Raw genomic sequence first — 14,732 nt, 5'->3', positions numbered from 1 at the left:
GCCCGCAATACGGTTAGCGGTCGGCGAAATGATTTTGTAAAAAAGCAGCTTCAGAACATATGCGAAGGATCAGATCAGACCGATCACCAGAATCACCAGAATGATGACCGGCAGAACGTACTTGCAGTAAGGGTGCAGCCACTCAGGCACTTTGGCGCCTTTTCCTTCGTTGGCTTCCTTGCGGAAGTTTTTCCAGCCCCAGCCAAACTTGGTGCAGCAGAACAGAACGAAAATGAGCGATCCGCCAGGCAGCAAAATGTTGGAAACCAGGAAGTCTTCAAAATCCAGGATGGTCGTTCCCGCTCCTAGCGGTGCCGCGCCGGACAGAAGCGACCAGCCCAAAGCGCAGGGCAGCGACAGTACGAAGACTGCCGCCATATTGACCAGACACGCTTTTTTGCGGTCCCAGCCAAACAGGTCCATGCAGCTCGAAAGGATGTTTTCGAAAACCGCCAGAACGGTTGAGAACGCTGCAAACGTCATGAACAGGAAAAACAGCGCGCCCCACAGACGGCCAAACGGCATCGCGTTAAAGACGTTGGGCAGCGTGACGAAGATCAGACCCGGACCGGCATTGACATCGACCGAATAGGCGAAGCAGGCTGGAATGATGATCAGGCCGGCAACAATCGCGACAAACGTATCCAGAACGGCGACGTTGATCGATTCGCCGAGCAAGGCACGATCCTTATTAATGTAGGAGCCGAAAATCGCCATGGCACCAATACCGAGCGAAAGGGTAAAAAACGCCTGGTTCATCGCCGCGACGATGACATTCCACGGTCCGATTTCCATGAAGCGGTTCCAGTCCGGCAGCAGATAGTAGCGAAGACCGGCGTTGGCGCCTTCCAGAAACAGGGAGTTGATCGCCAGGACGCTCATTAAGATGAGCAGCGAAATCATCATCACTTTCGTTACGCGCTCGAGGCCTTTCTGCAGACCGAGCATGCAGATCAGAAAACCGGCGACGACAATGACGCCCATGTAAAATACTTCGCTGCCTGCATTGGCCAGCGTGGCATCAAACGCCGCACCGATCCCGGCGCCATCCAGACCTTCAAACCGGCCCAGACACATATCGACAAAGTACTTCAGCATCCATCCGGCGACGGTCGTATAAAACATCATGAGCAGGTAGTTGCCCGCAATCGCAAAACCGGTATGCCAGTGCCACTTGCTTCCTTTCGGTTCCAGCGTCTTATAAATTTTGGCTGGACTTTTCTGGGCGGCACGTCCCATCGCAAACTCCATCGTCATGACGGGGATGCCCAAAACCACGAGGAAGAACAGGTAAATCAGAATAAAAATTGCACCGCCGTTCTGTCCGGCGATGTAGGGGAATTTCCAGACGTTTCCAATACCGATCGCGCATCCGGCGCTCAGCAGGATAAAGCCCAGACGGGACCCCAGCTGTTCTCGTTTCATATGTAATTCCACTTTCCTTTTCTCTTGCGGCTTCTTCCCGGCCTTTCGCAAGGAAGCTTTCGCATTTTCTGCGATCGCTTGCGTCGGGAGCAGCCGTAATTTTTTCAAAGATTCCGCCTGTCGGATGCGGACGGAATCAGTGTTTTCATTTTAGCGAAAATCGAAAAAAAACCATAGATTCCCGAAAATCCCCTCGGCCATACGCGGGGATTGATACGTTTTCCTGCCGGTTTTCGACCGTTTTTTTCCATTTTTCAAGCCGCTTACAGCGCGCGAACGAGTTTTGAACGATCTGGACTGCACGCAAAAACACCGCAGCAGCCGCAGCGTATGGCTGCGGTTTACTGCGGCGTAATGGGTTGAGAAAGACGATGAATCCTGATGACCTGGAAAGAACTCGTCTTACTTCAGACCGTTCAGGCGGTCAGCTTCCGGTGCAATGCGCATCGTCAGCAGTGCACTGTTCAGGGCTCTGGCGGCTTCGTTAATCTCGTTCTGGGAAGCGGAAGCAGCGTTGATGACTTCATGCGCCTGCGTGATCGCTTCTTCCAGATCGGATCCGTTCACAAAGGAAGACTGCTGCGCGGTCGCCTTGTTCCAGGCCAGAAGAAGCTGGGAATAATCCAGATTCTGCACGGTCGGATTCTCGCTGGTGAAGCGGATGATTTCCGAAATTTCCGGCGCGTTTCCATCCGTCCATTCGATCTTCACGGACAGAATCTTATCGATATCGTTCGACCCCATCGTGTTCAGCGAACGTACCAGATGACCAAGAGTTTTCCATTCAATCTTGCCGTCTGTATTGACCGCGCGAACCGAAACGGTGGCATTGCTCAAAGTGCCTTTCTGAATGATGTTCAGCGTATTGGCATCGAGCTCGTCGGAGAAATCATACTGTACCGATCCGGCCTGGCTGGAGGCTGGTTTGTAGGACGTGGACAGATCGCTGTCGAACATGTTGAGCGCGCTGTGGTTTTGCGCTTCTTCCACAGCAGCCGTTACGGCTGGATGCGGAACGGATTTGTATTCGCCGTCGTTGATCAGAATTTCATTGAACAGTACGGCCCGGCTGGCGTTGCCTGCGGTGAAATAAATGCGGATATAGCGGGCGTCCTGCGCGGTTTCGAGCGTTCCGACTTTGGTAACCTTGTTCGGATAGCGGCTGCTGGCCATGTAGCCGGCATCGGCATCCTTGGCCGTTACGTCTGCGTCATCCGTGTTTTCCACACCGTCACCGATTTCCATAACGTCCGTCCAGTTTTCAAGGTCGCTGGAAATCTGGATTTTCGCGTCGCGGATATAGTTGACGGCGCTGTCCTGGTTTACGATTTCCAGTTTGGAAATCGAGCGGTTCTGACCGAGGTCATAAATAATTTCGGAGCCTTTTGCGGGGAGCGTGGCGAATTCGGTGGTGGTATCCACATCGCCGTCAAACGCCGCTCCATTGTCACGCGTATCTTCGCTCGCCCAGCCGGCGGACGTAATGCCGACCGTATCCGAGAGACGGTACGGACCGCTGATCTTCGTTACCGTTACCGAAAGCGGCGTACTGAGATCTGCGGAAACGGAAGCATCCGTCGTATTGATCAGACGTACATAGCGGGCATCTTCTGCACTGGACGCATCCGCTGCAACGCTTACCCATTCGTATCCGTTGCGGGAAACTTCCAGTGACAGGCTGCCCAGGTCTCCGTGCGTAAGCGACGCGATTTTCGTAATCTCGCCAAGATCAACGCCGGCGTATTCCCCAGCTTTGAGGACGAGATTCTGACCATCGCTGGTCAGCAGCTGGCGGCCGTTTTCGATTTCCGAAGTTACCGCGCTGGTGCTGTCCGCATTGGTGATCAGATGTTCTGTATCGTAATCCGAACCGTCGCCTGGAACGACGTTGAATTCGGCAATCTGGAGCCATTTGTGGACGCTTTCCAGGTTATTAATGCGAATGGCTTTTACGCTTGCACCATGAAGTTTTACACGGAAGGTACTTTGCGCCGACTCCGGTTTTGGATCGGTATACTCGCCGGCGGTTTTCCATGTGGTACCGTCTTCGGAGTATTCCAGAGCGAAATGCGTGAGCTTATCGTTTTTCGCGCCGCCGTTGACAAAGACGATTTCGTTAAGCTGAACGGCCTCCGAGAACGTACGGGTTACGATCGGGCCGACTGGTGCGTAATCGCCTGGCGTTGAAATCCAGGCGAAGGTGGACGTATCGCCATCCGTCATCTGATCCGCCGTGCTCTGCTGATAGTAGGCGCAGCCGTCTCCCAGCGTGAAGGTGGAAGAAGGCAGTTCGATCTCACTGCTCCCCCCCTGCTCCGGATTGATTCGAATGTCGCGAACGCCAAGCCAGGTGTTGGTTTTGTCTTCGGTAGAAAGAACACGGACTCCTCGCACGCCCTTCAGATCGAGATCACTCAGATGGATTTCCTGCGGCGTTGTATACACGGTGTCATTCAGATCGGTCCAGGTTTTACCGTCCGCGGTGATCTGCACTTTGGCTTTGGAGAACGTATCATTCAGGTTGCCGGACTGACCGAGCAGGAACTGAATTTCGTAAATGTCTTTCGGCTGGGTATATATGACACCAACGTAGTCGCCTGCAGAAAGGGTGCTTGGCGTTTTGAAAACGATCTGCGTCGAGGCATTGCCGTCAAACACATTGTCCAGCGATCCTTCCGGCGTATCCGAACGGCTGGTAATGAACGTCGCCGTATCCAGGTTCGGGTCGATCAGCGGAAGAATCCGTGCGGAAAGCGCCGAATCCAGTGCGTTCATGAACGGCGTGATGTGAATGCGGCCCGCCTTGGCGTATTCCGTATGATCCACGTAATGGAAGCCATGGGTTCCCGCCTGGGTCTTGGCGTTCTGGGCGCTCGCAAAATGATCCCATACCGCCGCGGTGGATTCGCCGTGATTCAGTGCGCTGAGGGCATCGAGATAGCCGAGCACCGCGCTGGTCGTATCATCCCATGCGTCAATCCAGTAAATGATCTGCGAGAGCGTCCGTTTGTTTCCGGTTTCTTCGCGATACGTTCTTGCGGCATCACGCAGCTTCTCAAATTCAGCGCGGATTTCGGCGATGTCTTCGTCCGTAATCGTCTGGTTTCCAGTCAGCTTTGCTTTAAAAGCGTCCAGCTTCGGACTGAGTTCTTCGGATTCGCTGTTGCCGATCTGCTTCGAGTTTTTCATGTGCTTGGAAAGCTCGCGATAGGCGTTCGAACCCGCGGTTTCTTTACCGGTTCCATGGTCGATATAGGCGAAGGAGTCGTTCCATACCTGAGTGTAGTGATCCGCGTCGCTCCAGATATTCCACGCATAATCGGCGTTGGTGAACAGACCCTGCTTGCTGGGCTCCGACTGCTGCATCGGGTTCAGAACGATGCCGTTAACCGTATTTGGATTGGTATTGGGCTTGAGTACCGCTTCGGCACCGCCCATGATCAGGCCGTCTTTCGTATTGTCGGAGCATGGCCAGTTGATCCACATGAACGCCGGGCGTCCCATTCGTTCATAAAAAGGATCGTTGAACGAAGGTCCGACTTCGCCCCAGATCCGGCCGCCGGTCTGCACGATGGAAACCGAATCCGGCAGCTGCTTGAGCGTCTGCATTTCCGCGCTCGAGCCGTTGCCCATGTAATCCGCCGGGCAGAAAATCATGTCGGATTTCAGACCCGGATATTCGGACTGCTTAGTTTTGATCCATTCGGTCAGATCCGTCATGAGCGTGACGTAGTTTTGCGGATTGCCGCCAGGCACCGCGGCATCGTCTGCCAGAATTGCGAACTGTTTTACGCCGACCTGCATCAGCTGTTCGAATTTGTCCTCGATGATCTTCAGATCGCGCGCATAGTTATCTCCGAAATTCACGGCATTATGCATGAAGGGGTGCAGCGCGTAAATGTAGTAGCACTTGGATTTGTTGCCGGCTTCTGCAAGCTCTTTATGCTTCTGCAGCTCGTCTTCCGTATACAGTTCCCGCCATTTGGCGTTATGCTTCGGGTCATCTTTTGGCGCATAGAAGTAGCCGTTGAGCTTATAGTCGCCGCCAAATTTCATTAAATCGAGACGGTCTTCGTGGCTCCACGGGTTTCCGTAGTAGCCTTCAATGAAGCCGCGGGTTTTGACGTCGGCAAAATCTTCGATGCGCAGGCTGCGGACCTCACGGTTTTCCACCTGCGAGAAAATATGCTTCAGCGACGTCAGGCCGTAAAAGGCCGCATCGGTCGATACGCCCAGAATGGCAATCGTTCCCTCGCCGATTTCCAGCGCATAGCTGTCGGTCTTTTCAAACAGATCTTTGGCTGCAATCGTATGGGTTTCAAAATAATCCGCTGCGGGGGATTCCTCGCCCTGGATTCCGACGAGCAGATTGGTTTTGCCCTCTTCTGGCGTGTCGCCTTCGCTCAGGGTTACGTCCTGACCGAGCAGAGCGAATACCTCTTTGGCATGGTCTTTTGTGAACTGGTCAATTCCTGCCGAATACACGACATGGACATCCTTAGAAACCGTCGTCGCGCCTGTTCCGTACACAACAGACTGCGGCGTCGGATAAATTTTATATTCAGCGCTTGCGGCTCCCGTATCCGGTTCGGATGCGGCAGCGGGCAGGCTGAATGAAGGAATCAGCATTGCGGCGGCTAAAAAGCTGCTCGCAATTTTCCTGGAAGTTTTCCTCATTTTTCCTCCTTATGACACCATTCAAAATGGTGCAGCGGATTAAGCGTACCATTGAGAGCGTATTCACTCAAGCGTTTTCAAGGAATTCTTTCAGATCAAGGAATGATACTTTTTTCACTCAGATCCTATCCGTGTCGGATAGGATCTTGCGCTGTTTCCAATATTTATTTTCTATTTATTTTCTATTTATTTTCCTGTCTTTCTGTGCGAGTGCCGGAATTCTATGTACTGGGTTTCTATTCAGCGCGTTTTAAACCGCGTTCCGATCTCGTTCTGTCGTGCCCTCTCCTGCACAAAAAACGGCCCCGGATTTGGAAGCCATCCAGGCATCGTCCAAATCCGGGACCAGATTTATATTTCATCATTCCGTTTTCACAAAATCGAATCTGTGCGTTCGGGGTAAAACTTAGATTTCTTCGAGTGCAGAAGCCGAAGGGGTCTTTCGGGCTTCGAGCAGAACATCGTTCAGGCTCTTGGCTGCTGCATCGACCGCTTCCTGACTGCGCTTATTGCGGTAAGCCGCTTTTGCGCTGTCAAGTCCGGCCCCAAGGGCACTCTGGGACGCTTCGTTGAAATCACTCAGCGTGAGACCTTCGCCTTTATCGATTGCGGCTTTCAGCAGCGTCGTATCGATTTCTTCGAGGGATGCCTTGTAGGCGATGATTTCCGAAACGACTGGCTGTGTGCCTTCCGGCCAGCTGATCTTCACGGTCAGCACTTTATCGATATCGACTGCGAACTGGCTGAGCGAATGGTCGAGCGTTCCGAGGTCGTACCATTTCTTTTCGCCGTCTTTAACGCCAAGAACGGAGAAGGCAGCCTTGCTGGCGTCGCCTTTGGTGATGACGTTGAAGTGGTTCTTTTCGAGGCCTTCGGAGTAGTCGTATTCGATGAATCCGGCTGCATCGGTATCCGGTGTCCATGCGGTAGCAAGACTGCCGTCAACCAGGTTAGCTGGAATATAGTCTTCGCGCTGTGCGGAATCCGTACGGAATGCGGCGTTGTAAACCGGAACGTACGCGCCGTCATTAATTTCAATTTCATTGAAGCCAGCGAAGCGAACGTCGTTATCGGCAGTGAACTCAATCTTCACGTAGCGGGCATTCGTCGAAGTAATTTCGCCGGAAGCCATGACTTTGTTTGGATAGGTGGAAGACGCGGTAAAGAGTTCGGAGTTTACCGCATTGACTGTCAGCTCATTGGTATCGGGCTGACCATCACCGATTGTAAAGACTTCGGTCCAGTTTCCCTTATCGGCAGAAACAGAGACTTTGAAGTCGGTCAGGTAGTTGGTTGCGGAATCCTGCGTGTAAATCGTCACTTTGGAAACCGGACGGAGCTGTCCAAGATCGTAGATGATGTTCTGGCCCGCTTTCGGGTAGTCCGCAAAGAGGGTTGTCGTATCTACGTCGCCGTCAAAGGCTGCGCCGTTATTGCGGGTATCCTGATAGCCGTACTCGTCATCTTTGCCCATCGTCGAGGAATCCAGCTTGATCACCGCTTCGGTCTTGCATGTAACGGTCATTACATCGTCGATGGTGAAGGTTACCGGCTGGTCGGTATTGTTGATCAGACGGACATAGCGGCCAATCGGATCTTTGGCATCAAATGCCTGCCATTCGTAATCGTTGCGGCTTGTCTGAACGCTCAGACCTGCTGCATCAGTTCCTGGATCAATCGATTCCATCTCAACGATGCGTTCCAGATCCATACCGAGGTATTCGCCCGGCTGGAGCGTAATGCTGCCTTCCGCCTTCAGTTTGCTTTCGGCTGCGGTGAAGAAGACGCCGGCTTCAATGTCGGTGTTGGTCATCAGATGGCTGGCGTTGTACGGATCGCCAGCTTCGGTTTCTACAGTAAATTCAGAAAGCTGAACCCAATTTTCTACCGCTTCGAGGTTGCGCAGACGCACGTATTTTACCGATGCGTTCTGCAGGTCGAAGTTGTATTCATCGGCGCCTTTTGGCGTACTGGTGAACGTTTTGTGTTCGGTCCAGTTCGTTCCGTCTACAGACGTTTCGAGAACGAAGCTGGTCCATTTATCGGCGGAAGAGCCGTTGCCCATAATGATATGGACGTTGCGTGCGCGGACTTCTTCGCCGTATGTCCAGGTAAAGGTATCGCCGACAGCGGCTTTCTGGTTGGTCCACAGGTACGTGGAAGCATCGCCGTCATAGGCTTTCTCTTTCGTGTTCGTCTGATATGCGCCATTTCCTGCAGGGAGGGAGAAGGAGCCTTCTCCGGTTTCCCCGCTGTCGCCTCCGGCTTCTGGATTGAGGACAAAGTCACGGACGCCAAGCCAGATGTTCGGGTTACTGCCTGTGCACAGAACGCGCATGCCCAGAACGTTTTTCAGGCCAAGGCCAGTCTGGCTCATGTCGGTGGTACTGCTCGTTTCTTCTCCGATATCGATCCAGTTTACGCCATCCTGGGTGTACTGCAGTTTGGCGGACGGGAATGTATCGTTCAGGTTTCCGGACTGACCAAGAAGGATGCTGACAGAATCGACATCAATCGGGGTTGTGCGCATGACACCGATGTAATCGCCAGGTTCTACTTTGCTTGGGGTTTTGTAAATGATTTCCGTATTCGGATTGCCATCGGTGGCGTTGGCCATGGAGCCGGTCGGCGTATCGATACGGTTGGTAATGATATGAACGCGGTCTGCACTCGGATCAACGAGCGGCAGAATCTGGTCAGACAGAAGCGTGTCCAGACGGTTCATGAACGGAGTGACGTATTTCGTTCCGGCTTTCGCATATTCCCAGTGATCGATGTACCAGAGTTTATGCGTTTCGGACTGGTCGCGGGCAGCCTGTGCTGCGGAGAACGAATCCCAGATTTCCGACAGCGGTGCGCCGCTTTCCAGCTTGTCGATGGTATCGAAGTAGCCAAGAATCGCATCGGTCGTATCTTCCCAGGCATCAATCCAGTACGTGATCTGGCCAAGGGTACGTTCGTTGCCGGTATATTCACGGTAATCCAGGGCGGCCTGGTGCAGTTTTTCGAATTCAGGACGGAGCGCTTTTACATCGTCGACGACGGTCGCGTCGCCGGCTGCCAGCTTATTGCCCAGAGCGCTCATGGCATCCTTGATTTCAACGGATTCTTCCGTGTTCACAGCTCTCGAATACTGCATGTGCTTGGACAGTTCACGATACGCGGCAGAACCGATGGTATCTGTGGAATCGCCATGGTCGATATAGTTAAAGGAATCGTGCCATACGGAATCGTATTTTTCTTCCGAAGTCCAGATGTTCCAGGCGTAGTCCGCATTGGTGAAGATCGCCTCTTTGGACGGTTCCGACTGCTGCATCGGGTTCAGAACGATACCGTTCACGGTTTCCGGATTCGTATTCGGTTTCAGGAAGGTCAGCGCGGCACCCATGATCAGGGAATCCTTGGTGTTGTCCGAGCAAGGCCAGTTGATCCACATGAACGCTGGACGCCCCATGTTGGAATAGAAACGGTTGTTAAAGGAAGGACCGACTTCACCCCAGACACGTCCTCCGGTTTCGATGATCGAAACGGAATCCGGCAGCTGCTTGAGCGTCTGCATCTGCTGGCTGCTGCCGTTGCCCATATAGTCGTTCGGACAGAAAATCATGTCGGTTTTCAGGCCCGGATATTCGGACTGCTTGGTTTTGAGCCAGTTGGTCAGATCGGTCATGAGCGTTACGTAGTTCTGCGGTTCGCCGCCTGGAACACCGGCATCGTCAGCCAGAATGGCGAACTGTTTTACGCCCACACCCATCATCTGTTCAAACTTGTCCTTGATGATCTTCAGATCGCTCTGGTAATTGGAACCGAAGCTGATCGCATTGGTCATAAAGGGATGAAGCGCGTAAATGTAATAGCATTTGGATTTGTTTCCCGCTTCCGCCAGCATGGCGTGGTTTTTCAGTTCTTCTTCGGTATACAGTTCACGCCATTTTGCATTGTGCTTGGGGTCGTCTTTCGGGGCGTAGAAATAGCCGTTGAGCTTATAGTCGCCGCCAAATGTCATCAGATCCGCACGGTCTTCAAAGGACCACGGGTTTCCGTAGTAGCCTTCGATAAATCCGCGGGTCTTAACGTCCGCGAAGTCTTCCATGCGCAGGTTTCGAACTTCCTTGTTTTCCACCTGTTTGAAGATGTGTTTCAGCGAAGTCAGGCCATAGAAGGCGGCATCGGTAGAAACGCCCAGAATGGCAATCGTTCCATCCTGAATTTCAAGCGCATAGCTATCGGTCTTGGAAAAGAGATCCTCAGCCGTAATGGTATGCGTGTCAAAGTAGGTTTTCGCCGGAGAATCCTCGCCCTGGATTCCGACCAGCAGGTTTGTTTTTCCCTCAACAGCAGCATCGCTCGTCGTGAGTTTTACATCCTCGCCAAGAAGCTTGAAAACATCTGCTGCATGATCTTTCGTGTACTGGTCAATGCCTGCAGAGTAGACAACGTTCACGTCATTGCTGATTGTCGTCGTTCCAGTTGCGTAAACAACGGAATGAGGGGATCAGCATAGCAGCGGCTAAAAAGCTGCTTGCGATCTTTCTGGAAGCTTTCCTCATGTTTCCTCCTCTTTCCATCCATCACAGATGGTCTCATGATTTCAGGTTAGCATTGTGCACGCTTACACTCAAGAGCACCCCGCTTGTTTTTCCGCGATGAAGTGAGTGATTTGCGCATAAAACTGAAGGGAAATGATTATGAATTGATACTGCCTATCTATTTTTATATCTGCCTGCGATCTCTGTCCTGAGCGATCTTCATTACTCTTCTTTCCGCGTTTTCCTGGATGGTCAGCAGGCAGCCCTGCACGGCAGCATGGGCCTGAAACCGGACCGGGCGCAGAACCCAGAACCCAATCCGAAGAACTTACGCCGGAAGAACACGAATATACCCATTCCCTGACGAACTCGAACATAACCATGTAACTCGAACATAACCATATAAAGAAAGGCGGCTGCAGATTTCGCTCTGCAGCCGGCCTTTTGAATTCTTTGGCAATTCGGTTTCCATTGTAAATCGGGAAGAATCCGACTGCCTTGATTTCCTGCTCGATCAGCCGGATTATTCAAGGTTCAGCAGATCTTTACTGGATTTCAGACGAAGAACAAGTTCTGCCGAAGCGAGTTCTCTGGCCATGCGGTCAATTTCCGACTGCGTGACCTCTTCTGCACTTCTGAGCGCTTTTGCGCGTCCAAAGGCTGCGGAGAATTCACTCTTGTCTTTGTCCTGATAGCTGGCCAGCTTCGTATTGACGTTCTGGCCTTTGGCAATGGCCTGATTCAGAAGCGTCCAGTTCAGTTCCACAACCGGTTCTTCTTCGGCCCACTAGGCGTACAGGGTCAGGCTCTGCTCCGGTTTGCCTGCGCAAAATCGAATTTGTTCGTGCAGCTTTCCTCTGTAAACCAGCCTTCAGACGTGTAGCCGGTGGGAACCGGATCGCTCAGCTTCGTGATGGAAGATGCACAAAGGCAGAGAACATCTTCCGATTCTTCCTCGATCTGCGCATCGAAGGTGACGCGGACGGTCAGCGTTGCCGATTGGCTGTCGCTCGAACCGTTTTCTTCGCTGCCCACTGCGGTAACGGTAATTGTCCAATCGCCTTCTTTGGTCAGAGCCGTCGCAAACTCGGTTTACGTTCCGGCCATGCCGCCCTGCGTCCAGTCGATTCCATCCGGATCCGTCAGCGTCACGCCATACCCGCTGACTTTTCCTTCACCCGCTTCTACTGCATCCCAGCGGAATGTTCCGCTCAGTACGCCGGTTTCACTACGGGATGTGCTAACTCTGAGTTTAGCCGGGGCATCCAGGGCTGTGAGGATCCGCGTACACCTGGCGTAAATCACGGTATCGGTTTCTGGTTTTGCCGTTTCGAAGTTAAAGGCGTTTTTGCCTTCGGAATCCGTAAACCAGCCCTCAAACGTATAGCCTTCACGAACCGGATTGGCCGGTTTTGCGATGGAAGAACCGGACAGATCGCCCCTCTCCTGGCCGGACGCAAATAAATAAGCAAAAAATAAAAATAAATGCATAAAAAAACAGGAGCCACAGAGTTTTATTGCAGCTCCTGAAAGGAAATCAAATTAAGCGGAAGAATCGTCAGTCGGTTTAGACAGTAACGATTTTCATCATGTTGGTCGATCCGCTTCCAACTGGATAGCCGGCTACAACGATGATGTTGTCTCCGTGATGCAGACCGTTTTTCAGAGCGATGTTGCGAGCGAGCTGAACGTCGTTCTGCTGGGTGTTCTGCACGTCGGTAACGACAGGCTGTACACCGAAGACAGGAAGCAGAGAGCGCTGAACTTTTTCATCGAAAGTTACCGCAATGATCGGTGCTTCCGGACGGAATTTCGCCAGACGTTTAGCGGTCAGGCCGGACTGTGTGAAGGCAATGATGGCCTTGATGTCCATGGCCAGAGCGGTTTCCGCAGCGGAAATGGCGATGGAGTCGCTCATGTTGCGCTTGGAAGAAGCAATACCATCAGCCAGACGTTTCTTGTAGTCAATCATCGGTTCGATGGCATTGGCAATTTTTGTGAATGTATGAACGGCTTCTGCTGGATAGCTTCCTGCAGCTGTTTCAGCGGAAGTCATAACCGCATCGGTGCCATCCATGATCGCATTGGCAACGTCACTGGCTTCTGCACGAGTCGGACGCGGGTTGCCCTGCATGGATTCGAGCATGTGGGTAGCGGTGATAACCGGCTTGCCGGCATCGTTTGCCATTTTGATCATCTGTTTCTGGTAGATTGGTACGTATTCGAGTGATACGTTCACGCCGAGGTCACCGCGGGCAACCATGATGCCGTCGGCTACTTCCAGAATGTCAGGCAGGTTGTCGAAACCTTCCTGGTTTTCGATTTTCGCAATGATCTGAATATCATCCTTGCCTTCGGAAATGAGAACATCCCGAACCGCAAGAACGTCTTCTTTACGACGTACAAAGCTCAGAGCTACGTAGTCGATATCGTTTTTCGCACCAAAGCGCAGATCCGCTTCATCTTTCTTGGAAAGGAAAGGCATGGAAAGAATGATTCCTGGCAGGTTGCAGCCCTTCTTAGACTTCAGGAAGTGGGGGTTGGCTACAATTCCTTTGAATTCCTTGCCTGGAGTAACTTCCGTAATATCCACGCGCATTTTACCGTCATCCATCAGGATGAAGTCGCCGGGTTTTACATCGTTAAAAACTTCCGGTACGCTGATCGCAAATCTTTCGCGGTTGCCGAGCAGTTCCGCATCGTTGACGATGGTCACTACGTCGCCTTTTTCAAACTGGACGCCGCCGTCTTCAAATTTGCCAAGACGAATTTCCGGGCCCTTGGTATCGAGCATGATACCAATCGGTTTTTTCATTTCCTTGGAAACCTGGCGGATGCGCTCGATCCGTGCTCCATGTTCCTCATAATCGCCGTGAGAGAAGTTCAGACGGCAGATGTTCATACCTTCTTCGACCAGCTTTGCGATCATTTCAGGGTTTTCGCTGGCTGGGCCGATCGTACATACAACTTTTGTTTTTTTATCCATACATACACCTCTAGAGTTGAATCCGTTGAGATTTTAAACCATTCCCCTCGCAATTGCACGAATGATCTCTCTATCCGAGACGTTCGAACAGGTTGGTGAGCGGTTTTTTCGATTCAGACGGCATAACAAGTGCTTTTTCGATCGGGAAAGACGTGATCTTGTTATTCCGGATAGCGACACACTGTCCGCCGATGCCCTGCATCAGCAAGTCCACGGCCTTCTCGCCCATTTGGCTGGCGAGCATACGGTCAAACGGGCAGGGCGAGCCGCCGCGCTGGATGTGACCAAGAACGGTAGCCCGGCCGGAGAAGCCGGTATTGAGCGTAACTTTTTTCGCAAACTGGTGAACATCGGTAATTTTTTCCGAAATGATGATGATCGCGTGCTTTTTCTTTTTAATCTGATCGAGATCGCGCAGACGATCGAGAATATCCTGCTCATCAAAACCGCTTTCGCTGGTAACAACGATTTCCGCTCCGCAGGCGATACCTGCCCACAGGGCGAGGTCGCCGCAGCGGTTTCCCATGACTTCTACAATGGAGCAGCGGTGATGCGAGTTGGATGTATCCCGCAGTTTATCGACTGCATCGACAATTGTTTCGAGAGCTGTCATGAATCCGATCGTAAAATCCGTACATGTAATATCATTATCAATCGTTCCCGGCAGACCAATGCAGTTAATGCCCATGTGAGTCAGTTCAAGCGCGCCTCGGTAAGAACCGTCACCGCCAATAACAACTACAGCGTTAATGCCGCGGCGTTCAAGCTGCTTGATGGCTTTTTTACGGACTTCCACATCCTTGAATTCCGGCAGACGGGCAGACCCGAGAACGGTTCCGCCCCGGGTAAGAATTTCGCTGACGGATTCGGAAGTGAGCGGCTCGATATAGCCTTCAACCATTCCTTTATATCCGTTGAAAATTCCATAGACTTCCAGTCCGGCATTGATGCCTACACGAGTGATGGCACGTACCGCTGCGTTCATTCCGGGGGAATCGCCGCCGGAAGTAAGAATGCCAATTCGTTTAATCATCTTATCCTCCCTCATCCGCAACTGATTTTTTGTTTAAACGGTGCCTCGCAGTGCCGCTCGATGATAAACCTTCCCTTTCGCT

At 52.2% G+C, this 14,732-nt stretch carries 8 protein-coding genes and 1 pseudogene; all 9 read right to left on the bottom strand.

Features of this window, described 5'->3' with window-relative positions:
• Positions 1-69 precede the first annotated feature (69 nt).
• The 9 genes and pseudogenes from Afil_RS03845 to pfkA all read right to left on the bottom strand — a co-directional run bounded on the left by Afil_RS03845 (position 70) and on the right by pfkA (position 14,650).
• Positions 70-1,425 carry a sodium-dependent transporter gene (locus tag Afil_RS03845; RefSeq protein WP_230267200.1) on the bottom strand — a complete coding sequence of 452 codons (1,356 nt, stop codon included), beginning with the start codon at positions 1,423-1,425 and terminating at the stop codon, positions 70-72.
• A gap of 402 nt (positions 1,426-1,827) precedes the next feature.
• Positions 1,828-6,102 (bottom strand): beta-N-acetylglucosaminidase domain-containing protein, encoded by a 4,275-nt coding sequence (locus tag Afil_RS03840; RefSeq protein WP_230267199.1) that lies wholly within the window; start codon positions 6,100-6,102, stop codon positions 1,828-1,830.
• A 406-nt stretch (positions 6,103-6,508) separates the two neighbouring features.
• A complete protein-coding gene (locus Afil_RS11345) occupies positions 6,509-8,440 on the bottom strand; it encodes a discoidin domain-containing protein (protein WP_369413420.1) in 1,932 nt (643 codons plus the stop codon).
• A 54-nt stretch (positions 8,441-8,494) separates the two neighbouring features.
• Positions 8,495-10,582, bottom strand: a pseudogene (locus Afil_RS11110) (beta-N-acetylglucosaminidase domain-containing protein); the annotation flags it as partial.
• A gap of 572 nt (positions 10,583-11,154) precedes the next feature.
• Positions 11,155-11,397 carry a hypothetical protein gene (locus Afil_RS03830; RefSeq protein WP_230267197.1) on the bottom strand — a complete coding sequence of 81 codons (243 nt, stop codon included), beginning with the start codon at positions 11,395-11,397 and terminating at the stop codon, positions 11,155-11,157.
• A 35-nt stretch (positions 11,398-11,432) separates the two neighbouring features.
• Positions 11,433-11,666 (bottom strand): InlB B-repeat-containing protein, encoded by a 234-nt coding sequence (locus Afil_RS03825; RefSeq protein WP_230267196.1) that lies wholly within the window; start codon positions 11,664-11,666, stop codon positions 11,433-11,435.
• Between the two features lie 57 nt (positions 11,667-11,723).
• Positions 11,724-12,122 (bottom strand): InlB B-repeat-containing protein, encoded by a 399-nt coding sequence (locus Afil_RS03820; protein ID WP_230267195.1) that lies wholly within the window; start codon positions 12,120-12,122, stop codon positions 11,724-11,726.
• Between the two features lie 76 nt (positions 12,123-12,198).
• On the bottom strand, positions 12,199-13,617 hold the full coding sequence (gene pyk / locus Afil_RS03815) for a pyruvate kinase (RefSeq protein WP_230267194.1): 1,419 nt from the start codon (positions 13,615-13,617) through the stop codon (positions 12,199-12,201).
• A 70-nt stretch (positions 13,618-13,687) separates the two neighbouring features.
• Positions 13,688-14,650: a 6-phosphofructokinase gene (gene pfkA, locus Afil_RS03810; RefSeq protein ID WP_230267193.1), complete on the bottom strand. Its 963-nt coding sequence runs from the start codon at positions 14,648-14,650 to the stop codon at positions 13,688-13,690.
• Positions 14,651-14,732: the final 82 nt, after the last annotated feature.

The organism is Allobaculum fili, assembly GCF_020969955.1.
Classification (GTDB): domain Bacteria; phylum Bacillota_I; class Bacilli_A; order Erysipelotrichales; family Erysipelotrichaceae; genus Allobaculum; species Allobaculum fili.
This window is presented reverse-complemented; position numbering and strand designations above follow the sequence as displayed.